We start from the raw sequence: 14,100 nt of genomic DNA on the forward strand, positions 1-14,100 counted from the left end.
GCATGCTGAAACCCGAAGTCGATAGCCTCGTCCCGCACGTGCCGTTCAACCGGCGCACCTTCATCAAGGCGGCGCTCGGCAGCGGATTCGCCGCTGCCGTGCTGCCCGTCTCCGCGCAAACCATCCACACCGACAGCGAAGGTCTCGAAGCCGGCGAGATCGGCTTCCAGTCGGGCGGCACGCTTATTCCGGCGTATCGCGCACAGCCGCGCGGCAAGACGCACTTGCCGGTGATCATCGTGATTCACGAGATCTTTGGCGTGCACGAGCATATCGCCGATGTGTGCCGCCGCTTTGCAAAGCTCGGCTATCTGGCCATCGCGCCGGACTTCTTCGTGCGCCAGGGCGATGCCTCCGTGTACCCGACGATTCAGCAGATCAACGAGAACATCGCGAGCAAGGTGCCCGACGTCCAGGTGATGGGCGACATTGACGCGGCCATTGCCTGGGCGGCCGAGCATGGCGGGGACACGAAGCGCGTGGGCGTCAACGGCTTTTGCTGGGGCGGCCGCTATGCGTGGCTCTATGCGGAGCACAACCCGCACATCAAGGCGGCGGTGGTGTGGTATGGGCGCGTGGCTGGCCCGCACACGGCGAATGCGCCGAGCAATCCGCTCGATCTCGCGAACAACCTGCAAGTGCCGGTGCTCGGGTTATATGGCTTACAGGATCCAGGCAATCCGCAGGACTCGCTCGAGCAGATGAAGGCCGCCATTGCGCAAGGTCCGCAGGGCGGGCGCAGTTCGCAGATCGTCGTGTACGACGATGCGGGCCACGCGTTCTTCGCGGACTACCGGCCGAGCTATCGCAAGGCCGATGCGCAAGACGGCTGGAAGCGCGCGATTGCCTGGTTCAAGGAGCACGGCGCGATGTGACGCCGTGCCCGGTTCCGGGCTCCCGGCTTAGGGGTTGGGGCCAGTCGCGACCGGCCGCGACGCGTCGGCGCTCCATTCGCTCCACGAACCGGGGTAGAGCGCCGCGCCGTGCAGGCCGGCAATCTCCATCGCGAGCGCATTGTGGCAGGCGGTCACGCCCGAGCCGCATTGCAGGACCACGTGTTCGGGCGTGATGCCCGGCAGCACCGCCGTGAAATCCTCGCGCAGCGCATGCGCCGACTTGAAGCGGCCGTCCGGCGTGAGATTGTCCTGATAAAACCGATTGCGCGCGCCAGGAATATGGCCGCCCACCGGGTCGATCGTTTCGTTCTCGCCGCGATAGCGGTCGGCCGCGCGAGCGTCGACGACCGTGAGTTCGTGCGTGGCGAGATTGCGGACGATGGCCTGCGCGTCCACCGTCACCTGGAGCGGTGCGCCGGCCTTGAAGGTGCCGCGCGCGGGCGCGGGCACGTCGCGCACGAGCGGGAAGCCCGCCGCCTCCCATGCCTTGAGGCCGCCGTCGAGCACGGCCACCGAGTCGTGGCCGAGCCAGCGCAAGAGCCACCACAGGCGCGCGGCGTAGGCGCCGCCTTGCGCGTCGTAGGCCACGACCTGCTGGCCTTCGTTGAGCCCGCGCAGCGAGAGCGTGGCGACGAGCGCCGAGCGGTCGGGCAGCGGATGCCGGCCGTTCTTGCCGGTCTTCGGGCCCGAGAGGTCGCGGTCCAGATGCAGGTATTGGGCGTCGGGCAGATGGCCGAGCGCATAGGCGTTCTCACCCGCGGCGGGATTGGCGAGATCGAAGCGGCAGTCGAAAACCAGCACGCTGCCCGGCGCGGCGGTCAGGCGTTCGTGCAGATTGGCGGCCGAGATCAGCGTGGTGTAGTGCGTGTGGGGCATGACGGCTCCTTGAATCGTGCAAGGCCGCCATCTCTAGCTATGCGACGGCCCGGTGCCGTCAGTCTAAACAAAAAGACGGGCCTAAGCCCGTCTTTCCGTGATGCGTTCGAGTTGCCCGATGCTCGCGCCTGGCCGTTGTCAGATCGGCCCCAGCTCGCGGCGCAGAAACTCGTGGAAGTGCTGCATGCCGTCTTCCATCGGGCTCTGATACGGGCCGACCTCGGAAACGCCGCGCTCGAAGAGCGCACGGCGGCCAGCGTCCATGCGCTCGGCAATCTCGTCGTCTTCGACGGCGGTTTCCATATAGGCGGCGCGCTCGGCCTCGACGAACTCGCGCTCGAAGAGCGTGATTTCCTCGGGGTAGTAGAACTCGACGATGTTCGTCGTTTTCTGCGTACCCTGCGGGATGAGCCACGAGACCACGAGCACGTGCGGATACCACTCGATCATGAGATTCGGGTAGTACACCATCCAGATCGCGCCGAATTCGGGCGGCACGCCGTCGCGGAAGCGCAGGACCTCGTCGTGCCACTTGCGGTAGGTCGGGCTGCCCGGCTTGCCGAGGTGCTTGTGCACGCCGACCGTCTGCACGCTATACCACTCGCCGAACTCCCACTGGAGGTCGTCGCAGGATACGAAGTTGCCGAGGCCCGGGTGGAACGGCACGACGTGATAGTCTTCCAGGTAGACCTCGATGAAGGTCTTCCAGTTGTAGTTGCACTCGTGAACCTCGACGTGATCGAACATGTAGTCCGTGAAGTCGAGGTGTTTGGCCGGCCCAAGGCGTGCAAGATCGCGCGCGACGTCGCGGCCAGCGGATTCGAACAGCAGCCCGTTCCACTTCTGGAGCGGCGAGCTGTTCAGGTTCAGACACGGCTTGTCCGCGAAGTGCGGTGCGCCGAGCAGTTCGCCCTTGAGGTCATAGGTCCAGCGATGCAGCGGACATACAATATTGTCTGCCGTGCCGCGACCGTTTAGCATGATGGCCTGGCGATGCCGGCACACGTTCGAGAGCAGCTCGATTTCGTTGCTCTGGTTGCGAACGAGTACGCGGCCTTCTTTTTCGCCGGGCAGCGCAAAATAGTTTCCCGCCTCGGGCACCATGAGTTCGTGCCCGACGTAGCGAGGACCCTTCTGGAAAAGCGTGTCGATTTCGCGCTTGAGTAGCGCTTCGTCAAAATAAGCGGTGACTGGCAGCTGGCTGTGAATAGACTTCAGCTGCAATGCATTGCTCAGATTGGACATTCCCACTCCCGATGAAGACGTGAAAGCAGTGAACAACCCAACCATCGAAGATTCGATTTAGGGAGCCGGCGATTATACCCGGTTGCCCCCTCATGGGGTAGCTAAGTGACTGATTTTTGCCAAAATTACACCGGAAAGACGGCAGGAATTCAGGAAATATGAGACAAAGGCAGCGGTAATCGGACTTTCAGGAACCGATTTGTACTGGCCCCGAGCGTGTGGTCGAGAGGGCACGCAAGCCGGGGAGCGGGTCGAAAAGGGCCTTTTGCCGTAGAATGTCCGCCTTGTTTCATTCTGGCGACGACTCATGGCGAAATCCGCAACGAAAGACCGTGCTGGCGCGGGCGAAAGCGCAGCCGGGCTGGCCGAGGGCGAAGCCCTGCCCGAGAGCTACGAGGCGGCGCTTGCGGAGCTCGACGGGCTCGTTGCACGCATGGAAGGCGGCAGCCTGAGCCTGGAAGAGTCGCTTGCGGCATACCGCCGCGGTGCGGCGCTCGTGCGCTTCTGCCAGCAGCAGCTCGAAAAGGTTGAACAACAGGTGCGCGTGCTCGACGGCGAGACGCTGCGGCCCGTGCCCCTCAATACGACAGACTCCGCAGCGGGCGGAGACGACGATCTATGACATTTGACCAATGGACCCGGCAGGTACTCGACCGGGTCGAAAGCGCGCTCGATCACTATTTGCCGGCTGCCGACGTGCTGCCGGCGCCCCTGCATGACGCCATGCGTTATGCCGTGATGGGCGGCGGCAAGCGGGTGCGTCCGCTCCTGTGCCACGCGGCGGGCGAACTTACGAACGCCACGCCGGAAGCGCTCGACGCGGCGGCCTGCGCGCTCGAAATGATCCACGTCTACTCGCTCGTGCACGACGACATGCCGTGCATGGACGACGACGACATGCGTCGCGGCAAACCCACCGTACACGTCAAATATGACGAACCGACGGCGCTGCTGGTGGGCGATGCGCTGCAGTCGCAAGCCTTCATCGCGCTGACGTCGGATGTGCTCGCTACTCAGCGACAGGCCTCGCTCGTGCGCGAACTCGCGCTGGCTAGCGGCTCGATCGGCATGGCCGGCGGCCAGGCCATCGACCTCGCGAGCGTGGGCCATTCGCTCACCCGCGAGCAGCTCGAAACGATGCACCGCCTGAAGACCGGCGCGCTCTTGCGCGCCGCGGTCCGTATGGGCGCGCTCGCGGGCGAGACGCCTTCGGCGGAAAGCCTCGCGGCGCTCGACAAGTACGCGGCGGCCGTGGGCCTCGCATTCCAGGTGGTGGACGACATTCTCGACGTCACCGCCGACTCCGCAACGCTCGGCAAGACCGCGGGCAAAGACGCGAAGGACGGCAAGCCGACCTACGTGTCGATTATCGGTCTTGATGCCTCGCGTGCGCTCGCGCAGCAGTTGCGCGCCGACGCGCACGCGGCGCTCGAACCGTTCGGCGCGCGCGCTCAGCGCCTCGCCGAACTCGCTGACCTGGTGGTGAACCGGGTGAGCTGACCGCGCAACCCGCCCACGCGCATGAAAGGGAAGTAATGCGCAGAAAAAGTGCGGGAGCGCCAGTTTTCCTACAATGGAACGACGATGTACGACTTGCTGAAAACCATTGACGACCCGGCGGATTTGCGCCGCCTTGATCGCCGCCAGTTGCAACCGCTTGCCGACGAACTGCGTGCCTTCGTTCTCGAGAGCGTCTCGCAGACGGGCGGCCACCTGTCGTCCAACCTCGGTACGGTCGAACTGACGATCGCGCTGCACTACGTGTTCGACACGCCGCGCGACCGCATCGTCTGGGACGTGGGCCATCAGACCTATCCGCACAAGATCCTGACGGGCCGCCGCGACCAGATGGCGACGCTGCGTCAACTCGGCGGCATTTCGGGCTTCCCGAAACGCGACGAGTCGCCGTACGACACGTTCGGCACCGCGCACTCGAGCACGTCGATTTCGGCGGCGCTCGGCATGGCCGTCGCGAGCAAGCTCAAGGGCGACAACGCCATGGGTATCGCCGTGATCGGCGACGGCGCGATGACGGCCGGCATGGCGTTCGAGGCGCTGAACAACGGCGGCGTCGAAGACGACGTGCCGCTGCTCGTCATCCTCAACGACAACGACATGTCGATTTCGCCGCCGGTTGGCGCGCTCAATCGCCATCTCGCGCGCCTCATGTCGGGCCGCTTCTACGCTGCCGCACGCGCGGGCGTGGAGCGCGTGCTGCGCCATGCGCCGCCGGTGCTCGACCTCGCGCGCAAGCTCGAAGAGCACGCGAAGGGCATGATCGTGCCGGCTACGCTGTTCGAGGAATTCGGCTTCAACTACATCGGGCCGATCGACGGCCACGACCTGGATTCACTGATCCCGACGCTGCAGAACATCAAGGAACTGCGTGGCCCGCAATTCCTGCACGTCGTGACGAAGAAAGGCCAGGGCTACAAGCTCGCCGAAGCCGATCCGGTCCTGTACCACGGTCCCGGCAAGTTCAACCCGGCCGAAGGCATCAAGCCGTCGGCAACGCCCGCGAAGAAGACCTACACGCAAGTGTTCGGCGAATGGCTGTGCGACGCGGCCGAACTCGACCAGCGCGTGATCGGCATCACGCCGGCCATGCGCGAAGGCTCGGGCATGGTGGAGTTCGAAAAGCGCTTCCCGGACCGCTACTACGACGTGGGCATCGCCGAGCAGCACGCCGTGACGTTCGCGGGCGGTCTCGCAGCCGAGGGCTTGAAGCCCGTGGTCGCGATCTACTCGACCTTCCTGCAGCGCGCGTATGACCAGCTGATCCACGACGTGGCGCTGCAGAACCTGCCGGTCGTGTTCGCGATCGACCGCGCGGGCCTCGTCGGCGCCGATGGCGCGACGCACGCGGGCGCGTACGATCTCGCGTTCATGCGCTGCGTCCCGAACATGATGATCATGGCGGCGTCCGACGAAAACGAATCCCGTCAGATGCTCTACACGGCGCTCCAGCAGGACTGCCCGACGGCCGTGCGCTACCCGCGCGGTGCGGGCACGGGCGTCGCGACCGTCAAGCAGATGGCCGCGCTGCCGGTGGGCAAGGGCGAAGTCCGCCGCGAGAGCAAGGCGCCGGCAGGCAGCCGCATCGCGATTCTCGCGTTCGGCACGATGGTTGCGCCGTCGCTCAAGGCCGCCGATGAACTGGACGCCACCGTGGCGAACATGCGCTTCGTGAAGCCGCTCGACGCGGACCTCGTGAAGCAGCTCGCCGAAACGCATGACTACCTCGTGACCGTCGAGGAAGGCAGCATCATGGGCGGCGCCGGTTCGGCCTGTGTGGAAGCCCTCCTTGAAAGTGGGGTTATCAAGCCCGTACTACAATTGGGCCTCCCCGACCGCTTCATCGATCACGGCGATCCGGCGAAGTTGCTGGCGGGCTGTGGGCTCGACGCAGCAGGGATCGCGAAGTCCATTCGCGAGCGTTTTCTCGACAAGGCGGTGTCCGGCAAGTCGGTGATGCGCGTCGCGTAAGGTCGACTGAGGTCGCTATAGTTTGCCTGGCGCCTCGCGGCAGCCCAATTCACATTTGAACTGGCGGGCGGGTTCCTTACCCGGCTTTCCGTCAGCAAACGCCGGCTCATGCCGGCGTTTGCTATTTGCGCGCCGCGTACGGCGCGGCTTGAGGATAAGAACATGAATCAAATGAACCCGGCCTTCGTGATGCCGGACGTCCAAAGCTCCGTCGATACCCGTCAGATCGTGATCCAGCGCGTGGGCGTGAAGGCCGTGCGCCATCCGCTCACGGTGAAGACGAGCGCGGGCGACGTCCAGCCGAGCGTCGGCACGTGGAATCTCGACGTTCATCTGCCGGCCGACCAGAAGGGCACGCACATGTCGCGCTTCGTCGCGCTGCTCGAAGAGAACAAGGCGCCGCTCGAGCCCGCCACGTTCCGCGCGATGCTGGCCGCGATGCTCACGAAGCTTGAATCGCAGGCGGGTCGTATCGAAGTGACGTTCCCGTACTTCGTGAAGAAAGTGGCGCCGGTGTCGGGCGTGGAAAGTCTGCTGGACTACGAAGTGACGCTCACGGGCGACGTGCGCAACGGGCGAACGCGCCTCTTCCTCGAGGTGCTCGTGCCCGTGACGAGCCTCTGCCCGTGCTCGAAGAAGATCTCGCAATACGGCGCGCACAACCAGCGCTCGCACGTGACGATGAACGTCGAGTTCGAAGGCGATCTGCCGGTGGAAGACCTTATTCGCATCGCCGAAGAAGAGGCGTCGTGCGAGTTGTGGGGCCTGCTCAAGCGTCCGGACGAGAAGTTCGTGACCGAGCGCGCGTATGAGAACCCCAAGTTCGTCGAAGACCTCGTACGCGACGTGGCCGTGCGACTGAACGCCGACGCGCGCGTGATTGCCTATACGCTCGAAGCCGAGAATTTCGAGTCGATCCACAATCACAGCGCCTACGCTGTGATCGAGCACGACAAGCGCGCGGCGTAAAGCTGGCCGCCTGGTTGCGCCGTCAACAAAAAAGCCGCCCTTAGGCGGCTTTTTGACTTCTGCGGCGGCAAACGTATTACTGCTGCGCGAGCGACGTCAAATCCCAGCGCGGCTTCACCGTGAACGCGTAATCGCGCGTGGCCTGCTCGGGCCAGCGCGCGAGGCGCAGCGCACCCGCGAGCGCGATCATCGCCCCGTTGTCGGTACACAGCGACAGGTCCGGGTAATGCACCTCGAAGCCGCGCTTTTGCGCTGCCGCCGAAAGCGTCTCGCGCAACTGCTTGTTCGCGCCCACGCCGCCCGCCACCACAAGGCGCTTCATGTTCGTGCGCTTGAGCGCGGCAAGCGATTTCGCGGCCAGCACTTCGACGGCTGCATCGACGAAACCGCGCGCGATGTCGGCCTTGCCTTGCTCGCAGATGTTCGTGCCGAGCTTCTTCACTTGCGTGAGTACCGCCGTTTTGAGGCCGCTGAAACTGAAGTCGAGATCGCCCGAATGCAGCATCGGACGCGGCAGTTCGACCGCGCCTGGCGTGCCGAACTCCGCGAGGCGCGAGACTTCCGGGCCGCCCGGATACCCCAGGCCGAGCAGCTTGGCCGTTTTGTCGAAGGCTTCCCCGGCGGCGTCGTCGAGCGTTTCACCGAGGGTTTCGTAGACGCCTACGTCGGTCACGCGCATGAGTTGCGTATGGCCGCCCGACACGAGCAGCGCGACGAACGGAAACGGCGGCGGCGCATCGACCAGCAGCGGCGAAAGCAGGTGCCCTTCGAGGTGGTGAATCCCCACGGTCGGCCGATTCCAGGCCATGGCGAGCGCATTGGCGATGCTCGCGCCCACGAGCAGCGCGCCCGCGAGGCCGGGGCCTTGGGTAAAGGCGATGGCGTCGATGTCGCCTTTCGCCGCACCGCTCTTCGCGAGCACCTCTTCGAGCAGCGGCAGCGCGCGGCGGATATGGTCGCGCGAGGCAAGCTCCGGCACGACGCCGCCGTACTCGCGGTGCATGGCGATTTGCGAGTGCAGCGCGTGCGCGAGCAGGCCGCGCTCGCTGTCATAGAGCGCGAGGCCGGTTTCGTCGCAGGAGCTTTCGATGCCGAGAACGAGCATGGTGTGGGGCAGGGCAACGGTATTGCGCGGCACGAGCAGCCAAAAACCGTCGCTAAATCAAGAATTAACAGAGCATAAAAGTATAGCAGCGCGCATCAAAGCCGGCTCGGGATGGCAAGCGGCGCCCACCGCGGACAAGCCCCGCCGTCGCGCAGGTAGAATGCGCGCCATGGAATCTTTCGACATCGCCGTGATCGGCGCAGGGGCGGCCGGCATGATGTGCGCGGCGGTGGCGGGCCAGCAGGGCCGCCGCGTGGTGCTGATCGACCACGCGCCGCGCCTCGCGGAAAAAATCCGCATCTCGGGCGGCGGGCGCTGCAACTTCACGAACCTGCACGCTAGCCCGGCCAACTATCTCTCGAACAACCCGCATTTCTGCCGGTCGGCACTGGCGCGCTACACGCCGCGCGACTTCCTCGCGCTGCTGCGCCAGCATCGCGTGACCTGGCACGAAAAGCACAAGGGCCAGCTTTTCTGCGACCAGTCGAGCGACGCGATCATCGACGTCCTGCGCGCCGAATGCGACGCGGGCCAGGTGGCGTGGCGCCGGCCGCTGCCGGTGGAAGCGGTGAGCCACGCCGACGGCGCGGGGTTCACGCTCGGCACGCCGCAGGGCGAGATACGCGCGAAAGCGCTCGTGATCGCGACCGGCGGCCTGTCGATCCCGAAGATCGGCGCAACCGACTTCGCGTATCGCATCGCGAAGCAGTTCGGCCACAAGCTCATCGACACGCGCCCGGCGCTCGTGCCGCTTACGTTCGCGCAGGACGAGTGGGCGCCCTATGTGCCGCTCGCGGGCGTTTCGCTCGAAGTTCACGTGGCGACGGGCGAGCGCAAGACCGGCGGCGCGTTCGACGAAGACCTGCTCTTCACGCACCGCGGCCTTTCCGGTCCCGGCGTCTTGCAGATTTCGAGCTTCTGGCAGCCCGGCCAGCCGATCCGCGTGAACCTGCTGCCCGAGCACGATCCGGCGGCGGCACTGATCGAAGCCAAAGGCGCGACGAAACGCCAGATCGGCAACCTGCTCGCCGAATGGGTGCCGGCGCGCCTCGCGCATGTGTGGCTTGAGGCGCATCAAGTGAAGGCCGACGCGCGTATCGCCGATCTGCCCGATAAAACGCTCCGCAAGATCGGCGAAGGGCTCGCCCAGTGGGCACTCACACCCACGGGCACCGAAGGCTACAAGAAAGCCGAAGTCACGCGCGGCGGCGTGGATACACGCGAGCTTTCCTCGGCGACGATGATGAGCCAGCGCGTGCCGGGCCTCTATTTCGTGGGCGAAGCCGTGGACGTGACGGGCTGGCTCGGTGGCTACAACTTCCAGTGGGCGTGGGCCTCGGGCGTCGCGGCCGGTGAGGGTGCCGCGCACTATTCGGCGAGCGCAGGCTGATTTCCCGACCGATACGAACTGCCGAATCTCTCGCGGTTGACCCCTGTCATTGTTGGCTGGGCGTCCGAGGTTCACGCTTGAATGCCTGACCACGAGGAAAAGGTACGAAACGTGAATCGAGAGGAACAGCAGCACATCGGGCAAATGCACGGGCCACTGCGGCGAATCATGATTGCCGCGGACGATTCGAAGGCATCGACGCAGGCACTGCGTTTTGCGTCGCGTGTGGTGCCGCGCGACGCCCAGGTGCGTATCGTTTGCGCAGCCGAACAGCCAGGCGCGTGGAATGCGGGCGGCGCTTTCACCGCGGGCGATGCGTGGATGTCGGACGCGCTCAGCGCGGCGCGCGACGAATATCTCCACGCCGCCGAGCGCACGCTCGAGCAGGCGATGTCGGCGTTCAACGGACAAGTTGCCCTGGTCGAGGGGCAGGTGGTCGGTCTCTCCGCCGAGGCAGGCGCTGTCGTGCCTGCGCTCGCCGACGCGGCGCGTGACTGGCAGGCCGACATGCTGATCGTCGGCACGCGGCACCAGGGGCGCATGAAGCGTTGGGTCGACGGTTCGGTTTCGGGTGCGCTCGCGGTTTGCGCGCCCTGTCCGCTGCTGGTTGTGCCCGTGGAGTACGAAGAAGCGAACGGTCACGCGCCACTCGCCCGCATCCTGCTGGCGACGGACGGCAGTCCGGCCTCAGCCCGGGCGATCGGCGCGGCGCTGCGGCTGACCGAACCGCAAGCCACGTTGCGCGCGGTTTATGTCGTGGACCGCAGCAGCGTGGCTGTCGACCCGGTGCCTGTCTCGGTGCTGGAGGATGCGCTCGCCGACTTTGGGCGCAAGGCGCTGGCCAGCGCACACACGCAGCTCGACGCGTCAGGCCGTGCCTATGAAACGGCGCTCGTGGCCACCGCGCGCACGCGCGACGACGTTGCCCACACCGTTTTGCGCGACGCGCAGGACTGGCAGGCCGATCTCGTCGCGCTCGGCACGCAGGGCCGGCGAGGCGTCGCGCGCTGGCTGCTCGGCAGCGTCGCCCAGCGCGCCATCGAGGTCACGCATGTGCCGTTGCTGCTCGTCGGGCCGGGCGCTGCCTGATGCTCCGCAGCCCCGCCAGGGAAGGCTCCGGGGGCGGTCGGTCCGGTTGCCGGAATTGGGGTTTCCCCCCAAACCGGCACGCGATGCCCAAATCCGGAACTGCTATACTCAGTCCTCTTTACCCCCGATCCGTTATTGGAAAATGACGACCATCCGCGTAAAAGAAAATGAACCCTTTGAAGTCGCCATGCGCCGCTTCAAGCGCACGATCGAAAAGAACGGTCTGTTGACCGACCTTCGCGCGCGCGAGTTCTACGAGAAGCCTACGGCTGAACGCAAGCGCAAGAAGGCGGCGGCGGTGAAGCGCCACTTCAAGCGTCTGCGCAGCCAGATGTTGCCGAAGAAGCTGTACTGATTCCGGCGTCGCCGTGGCGTGTGGCCGCGCAGTTCCAGCGTGGACCTCGCGTAAATGTCGCGGCGACTGGACAGCCCGTCCGCGGCCTTTGGTTACATCGCGCAACGCGGCCGCCGCTGTCCTTTGGTGTGGTCGCAACCATGTCGAATTTGCGCCAACCCGCCTGGAAGCGTTTCCAGGCGGGTTTTTGCATTCCAGCAACCCCAACGTAATTCAGGTGAGTGATGAGTCTCAAAGACCAGATCAACGACGACATGAAAACCGCGATGCGCGCGCGCGAAAGCGAACGCCTCGCCACGATTCGTCTGCTGCTCGCCGCTATCAAGCAACGTGAAGTCGACGATCGCGTGACGCTCGACGACGCGGCCATCACGGCCGTCATCGACAAGATGATGAAGCAGCGCAAGGACTCGATCAGCCAGTTCGAGGCCGCGGGCCGCACCGATCTCGTCGAGAAGGAAGCCGCCGAGCTGACCGTCCTGACCGCCTACATGCCCGCGCAGCTCTCGGACGCCGAGATCGCCGCCGAAGTGCAGGCCGCTGTCGCCGAGGTGGGCGCAGCCGGCCCGCAGGACATGGGCAAGGTGATGGGCGTGCTCAAGCCGAAGCTGGCCGGGCGCGCCGACATGACGGCCGTTTCCGGGCTCGTCAAAGCCGCGCTCTCGAAGTAAGCGCACCCGGCTCGCACGCGGCGCCGGCCCGGCACAAGGGCGGACGCCGCGAGGCCCGTACGTCACGCGTCTGTCACGTATCGGGCCGCGCGAGCCCCGGCTGCCCAAGCGCGTTCGCTTCGATGATTCCGCATTCGTTTCTGCAAGACCTGCTGAACCGCGTCGATATCGTCGACGTGGTGGGTCGCTACGTGCAGCTCAAGAAGGGCGGCGCGAACTTCATGGGCTTGTGTCCGTTCCACAACGAGAAGAGCCCTTCGTTCACGGTTAGTCCAACCAAGCAGTTCTATCACTGCTTCGGCTGTGGCGCGCACGGCACCGCCATCGGCTTCCTGATGGAGCACGCGGGGCTGACGTTCCCCGAGGCCGTCAATGAACTGGCCCAGTCGGTCGGCCTGACCGTGCCGCAAGAGCCTTCGCCCATGCGTGGCGGCGGCGGGGCTGGCGCGGCGGGCGGCTATGCTCCGGCTGCCTCCAAGGCCGTCACCACCGCGCTTTCCGACGTCATGCAGACGGCTTGCGACTATTACCGCAAGCAGCTGCGCAGCGCGACCAACGCTATCCAGTACCTCAAGAAGCGCGGCCTAACGGGCGAAATCGCCGCGCGCTTCGGCCTGGGCTATGCGCCCGATGGATGGCAGAACCTCGAAACTGCGTTTACCCAGTATCGGGACGATGCGCTGGTCGAGGCGGGCCTCGTCATCGTCAGCGAAAAGCAGGACGCGCAAGGCCAGTCGCGCCGCTACGACCGTTTCCGCGACCGCGTGATGTTCCCGATCCGCAACGTGAAGGGTCAGGTCATCGGCTTTGGCGGCCGCGTGCTGGACGGCGGCGAGCCCAAGTATTTGAATTCCCCGGAAACGCCGCTATTTAACAAGGGCAGCGAACTGTACGGCTTGTTCGAGGCGCGCCTCGCGATCCGGGAGCAGCGCTATGTTCTGGTGGTCGAGGGGTATATGGATGTCGTCGCGCTCGCGCAGCTGGGTTTTCAGAACGCCGTGGCGACGCTCGGCACCGCGTGCACGCCGATCCACGTGCAGAAGCTCATGCGTCAGACCGATACGGTGATCTTCAGCTTCGACGGCGACTCCGCGGGCCGCCGCGCAGCGCGCCGTGCGCTCGACGCGTGCCTGCCGCACGCGGCCGACAACCGCACGATCCGCTTCCTGTTCCTGCCCCAGGAGCACGACCCGGACAGCTACGTGCGCGAATTCGGCTCCGAGGCGTTCTCGGAGCAGGTCGAGCGGGCCATGCCGCTGTCCCAGTTCATGCTCAACGAGGTGCTGGCGGACAAGGAACTGGATCAGCCGGAAGGGCGCGCCCGGGCGCTGTTCGACGCGAAGCCGCTCCTCCAGGCGCTGCCGGCGAACGCCTTGCGGGCGCAGATCATGCACATGTTCGCGGACCGCCTGGACGTGCCATTCGAGGAAGTGGCCGCGCTGTGCGAAGTCGACGCGCGCATTGCCCAGGCGGCGCGCCAGGCGCCCGCACGTAAGGACCGGCACCTTGTGACCGGTATCGAGCGCAAGGCGCTGCGCAACCTCGTGATGCACCCGCGTATCGTGCTGCAACTGGACGAAGAGGGCGAAAAGGCGCTGATTGGACTGACGCGCCACGGCGAGCTGTTCGAGGAAGTGACCACTCACGCGCGGGCACTGGGCGACTCGGCGGAATTTCAGCTGCTTTCGGACCTGCTGAGAAATGGGGCCAATGCTTCAACCTTCGAGGAGATTTTTCGCGAAATTCTGGACTATGATGAAAACGTTCGGGATTTGCTGATGAAAAATCCGGAAGATGGCGCTGCGGTGGAGGAGCGCCGCGAGCAGGAGCGGCTCGTGAGCGAAGAATTGACGGCGGCAATCCTGAAAATGCGGTACGACGCCTGTTGCGATCGCCTGGACGCGCTTTCGCGGCAGTCGCGACATACGCCAGAGGAACTTGCCGAATTGATGTCACTGAACCAGACGCGGGCTGACATGAAACGTCAGCTCGGTTTGTAAGGGAAGGACCGCACAGGG

Annotated in this window: 13 protein-coding genes; 10 read left to right on the plus strand and 3 right to left on the minus strand. The window is 65.4% G+C overall.

The genetic code is table 11. From position 1 onward, the window contains the following. Positions 1-2: 2 nt before the first annotated feature. On the plus strand, positions 3-875 hold the full coding sequence (locus tag M3I54_RS17500; RefSeq protein WP_254338010.1) for a dienelactone hydrolase family protein: 873 nt from the start codon (positions 3-5) through the stop codon (positions 873-875). A 27-nt stretch (positions 876-902) separates the two neighbouring features. Here the strand turns inward: M3I54_RS17500 and M3I54_RS17505 are convergent, their stop codons facing one another. Together M3I54_RS17505 and M3I54_RS17510 are read right to left on the minus strand one after the other, a co-directional pair. Next, a complete protein-coding gene (locus tag M3I54_RS17505; RefSeq protein WP_254338012.1) occupies positions 903-1,772 on the minus strand; it encodes a sulfurtransferase in 870 nt (289 codons plus the stop codon). A gap of 138 nt (positions 1,773-1,910) precedes the next feature. Further along, positions 1,911-3,017 carry an aromatic ring-hydroxylating dioxygenase subunit alpha gene (locus M3I54_RS17510; RefSeq protein ID WP_254338014.1) on the minus strand — a complete coding sequence of 369 codons (1,107 nt, stop codon included), beginning with the start codon at positions 3,015-3,017 and terminating at the stop codon, positions 1,911-1,913. Positions 3,018-3,324: 307 nt separating this feature from the next. Between M3I54_RS17510 and M3I54_RS17515 the strand changes: the two genes are divergently transcribed. From M3I54_RS17515 to folE2, 4 genes are all read left to right on the plus strand, one after another. Further along, positions 3,325-3,639 carry an exodeoxyribonuclease VII small subunit gene (locus M3I54_RS17515; RefSeq protein ID WP_028202970.1) on the plus strand — a complete coding sequence of 105 codons (315 nt, stop codon included), beginning with the start codon at positions 3,325-3,327 and terminating at the stop codon, positions 3,637-3,639. Continuing rightward, entirely contained in the window at positions 3,636-4,517 is an 882-nt protein-coding gene (locus M3I54_RS17520; RefSeq protein WP_254338016.1) for a polyprenyl synthetase family protein, read from the plus strand. Before M3I54_RS17515 ends, M3I54_RS17520 begins: the two co-directional genes overlap by 4 nt. Positions 4,518-4,601: 84 nt before the next feature. Continuing rightward, positions 4,602-6,503 (plus strand): 1-deoxy-D-xylulose-5-phosphate synthase, encoded by a 1,902-nt coding sequence (gene dxs / locus M3I54_RS17525; protein WP_254338018.1) that lies wholly within the window; start codon positions 4,602-4,604, stop codon positions 6,501-6,503. Positions 6,504-6,665: 162 nt separating this feature from the next. Further along, positions 6,666-7,472 carry a GTP cyclohydrolase FolE2 gene (gene folE2 / locus M3I54_RS17530; protein WP_254338019.1) on the plus strand — a complete coding sequence of 269 codons (807 nt, stop codon included), beginning with the start codon at positions 6,666-6,668 and terminating at the stop codon, positions 7,470-7,472. 76 nt (positions 7,473-7,548) lie between these two features. Here folE2 and tsaD read toward each other — a convergent pair whose 3' ends face one another. Then, on the minus strand, positions 7,549-8,577 hold the full coding sequence (gene tsaD / locus M3I54_RS17535) for a tRNA (adenosine(37)-N6)-threonylcarbamoyltransferase complex transferase subunit TsaD (protein WP_254338191.1): 1,029 nt from the start codon (positions 8,575-8,577) through the stop codon (positions 7,549-7,551). A 169-nt stretch (positions 8,578-8,746) separates the two neighbouring features. Between tsaD and M3I54_RS17540 the strand changes: the two genes are divergently transcribed. The 5 genes from M3I54_RS17540 to dnaG all read left to right on the plus strand — a co-directional run bounded on the left by M3I54_RS17540 (position 8,747) and on the right by dnaG (position 14,082). Next, positions 8,747-9,967: an NAD(P)/FAD-dependent oxidoreductase gene (locus tag M3I54_RS17540; protein ID WP_254338021.1), complete on the plus strand. Its 1,221-nt coding sequence runs from the start codon at positions 8,747-8,749 to the stop codon at positions 9,965-9,967. A gap of 111 nt (positions 9,968-10,078) precedes the next feature. Then, positions 10,079-11,056, plus strand: a complete 978-nt coding sequence (locus M3I54_RS17545; protein ID WP_254338023.1) for a universal stress protein — start codon at positions 10,079-10,081, stop codon at positions 11,054-11,056. Positions 11,057-11,198: 142 nt separating this feature from the next. Next, positions 11,199-11,411, plus strand: a complete 213-nt coding sequence (gene rpsU / locus M3I54_RS17550) for a 30S ribosomal protein S21 (protein WP_254338025.1) — start codon at positions 11,199-11,201, stop codon at positions 11,409-11,411. A 224-nt stretch (positions 11,412-11,635) separates the two neighbouring features. Continuing rightward, positions 11,636-12,082 carry a GatB/YqeY domain-containing protein gene (locus M3I54_RS17555; RefSeq protein WP_254338027.1) on the plus strand — a complete coding sequence of 149 codons (447 nt, stop codon included), beginning with the start codon at positions 11,636-11,638 and terminating at the stop codon, positions 12,080-12,082. Positions 12,083-12,204: 122 nt separating this feature from the next. Then, positions 12,205-14,082 carry a DNA primase gene (gene dnaG / locus M3I54_RS17560; RefSeq protein ID WP_254338029.1) on the plus strand — a complete coding sequence of 626 codons (1,878 nt, stop codon included), beginning with the start codon at positions 12,205-12,207 and terminating at the stop codon, positions 14,080-14,082. The last annotated feature ends 18 nt before the right edge of the window (positions 14,083-14,100 follow it).

Source organism: Paraburkholderia sp. CNPSo 3274, from assembly GCF_024206475.1.
Taxonomy (GTDB): domain Bacteria; phylum Pseudomonadota; class Gammaproteobacteria; order Burkholderiales; family Burkholderiaceae; genus Paraburkholderia.